This is a genomic window from Kluyvera sp. EC_51 (assembly GCF_019584505.1).
GTDB lineage: Bacteria > Pseudomonadota > Gammaproteobacteria > Enterobacterales > Enterobacteriaceae > Kluyvera > Kluyvera sichuanensis.
Genome location: NZ_VDAG01000068.1, coordinates 1 through 1913, shown reverse-complemented (window position 1 = coordinate 1913; position 1913 = coordinate 1). Strand labels below are relative to the sequence as shown.

General features: G+C 46.1%; 2 protein-coding genes and 1 pseudogene. 1 reads left to right on the top strand and 2 read right to left on the bottom strand.

Going from position 1 to position 1913, the window contains the following annotated elements:
- Positions 1–244: 244 nt before the first annotated feature.
- The gene (nhaA, locus tag FHC49_RS12300) at positions 245–1396 is read right to left on the bottom strand and encodes a Na+/H+ antiporter NhaA (RefSeq protein WP_001000602.1); all 1152 of its coding nucleotides are present in this window, start codon (positions 1394–1396) and stop codon (positions 245–247) included.
- A 160-nt stretch (positions 1397–1556) separates the two neighbouring features.
- Positions 1557–1799: pseudogene (locus FHC49_RS12295) on the bottom strand (IS3 family transposase); the annotation flags it as partial.
- 56 nt (positions 1800–1855) lie between these two features.
- Between FHC49_RS12295 and FHC49_RS24730 the strand changes: the two are divergent.
- Positions 1856–1913, top strand: a 58-nt coding sequence (locus tag FHC49_RS24730; RefSeq protein ID WP_097491765.1) for an IS1 family transposase, incomplete at its 3' end; no start/stop codon positions are given.

Genomic DNA, 1913 nt, shown 5'->3' with positions numbered 1-1913 from the left:
CGGCCCACAGAATGATGTCACGCTGAAAATGCCGGCCTTTGAATGGGTTCATGTGCAGCTCCATCAGCAAAAGGGGATGATAAGTTTATCACCACCGACTATTTGCAACAGTGCCAAAAATACCCTCAGCAATTAGTGTACTGAGGGTATTGTTAACCATCCGTAGGATCGTTCAACTGATCAATGCCTTAACTGATCGGTGTTATCCCGATTGGGAGGCTTTACAAAATAGCTCATTTTTATCTTACGCTTGCGCTTTCTTAGGCAAAGAAAAGTGCAGTAAGGCATAGCCAAGTAATGCTGCTGTCGTAGAACCCATTAAGATACCGAGTCGAGCATAGGTATCAAATTCAGGACTTACATTTCCGAACGCTAAAGAGGAAATGAAGATAGACATTGTAAAGCCAATACCACACAACACAGATACCGCAAAGATATGCTTGAAGTTAACGCCTTCAGGTAACTTAGCAACGCCCATTTTTACCGCTGCCCAGCTAAAGGTAAAGATACCTAGAGGCTTACCAACCAGTAGACCCAAAGCAATACCGAGTGGCAGCATTGAAGTTAGACCTGACATCGATACGCCTTCTAACGAAATCCCCGCATTGGCAAATGCGAATAGAGGCAGAATACCAAATGCCACGTATGGGTGAAGCGCGTGCTCCATATGTTTAAGTGGAGAATGTTCGCCCTGCTTTCCCTTTAGTGGGATAGCAAAACCAATCACTACACCTGCCAATGTTGCGTGAACACCAGATTTAAGCACCGCGAACCATAAGATCGCACCGACGATCATGTATGGCGTAAGTTTTGTTACTTCCTTCGCATTCAACATGAATAGGACACCAGTCATGATGAAGCCAACAAGCAACGCCATGGTCGACAGGTCACCGGTGTAAAATAGCGCGATAATAACAACTACACCTAAATCATCGATGATAGCAACCGCCAGCAAGAACACTTTTAGGCTTACTGGTACACGCTTACCTAATAACGCCATGATACCTAAAGCAAAAGCGATATCTGTCGCCGCTGGAATTGCCCAACCAGAAATCGCCTCAGGATCGTTGGCATTAAAGGCTACGTAAATAAGAGCAGGAGTTAATATACCGCCAACCGCTGCAATCGCAGGGAAAATTGCGGTTTCTTTTGATTTTAACGCACCTTCAAGCAGCTCTCGCTTAACTTCAAGGCCAATGAGTAAGAAGAAAACAGCCATTAGGCCGTCATTAATCCAGTGAGAAACTGACATACCAAATACATAAGTATGCAGTACAGATTGATAAGTTTCGCCCAGCGGTGAGTTAGCAATGGTCATCGCAATTGCCGCGGCAATCACGAGAAGAATACCACCAGCTGATTCCATTTTGAAAAAGTCACGAATGACATCGTTCATGGTTTCGTCCTTATATTTATTATCTTAATAAACGATTAACAAAGAATGATAAGAGTGTATAGCGGTCGAAAACTTTAGAATAATTGAATCGCCACGGATAATCTAGACACTTCCGAGCCGTTGATTGGACTGACCCCACGCCCGTAGACAAATTCTGTCCTCACGACGAGGCCTGTTCGAAGGCCTCCGGACTGACGCCGCCGAGGTGACTGTGGCGCCGGGCCCGGTTGTAGAACACTTCAATGTAATCGAAGATATCCGCCCGGGCTAGATCCCGGGTTTTGTATATTCTCTTCCTGATGCGCTCTTTTTTCAGTGAACTGAAGAACGATTCGGCCACCGCATTATCCCAGCAGTTGCCACGCCGGCTCATGCTCGGGACCAGGTTATTAGCCCGGCAGAAGGGTGATGCTGCCAACTTACTGATTTAGTGTATGATGGTGTTTTTGAGGTGCTCCAGTGGCTTCTGTTTCTATCAGCTGTCCCTCCTGTTCAGCTACTGACGGGGTGGTGCGTA

Bases quoted from the DNA above. Each gene is read 5' to 3' on its own strand.
- nhaA (WP_001000602.1), bottom strand. From the start codon at position 1,396: ATGAACGATGTCATTCGTGACTTTTTCAAAATGGAATCAGCTGGTGGT.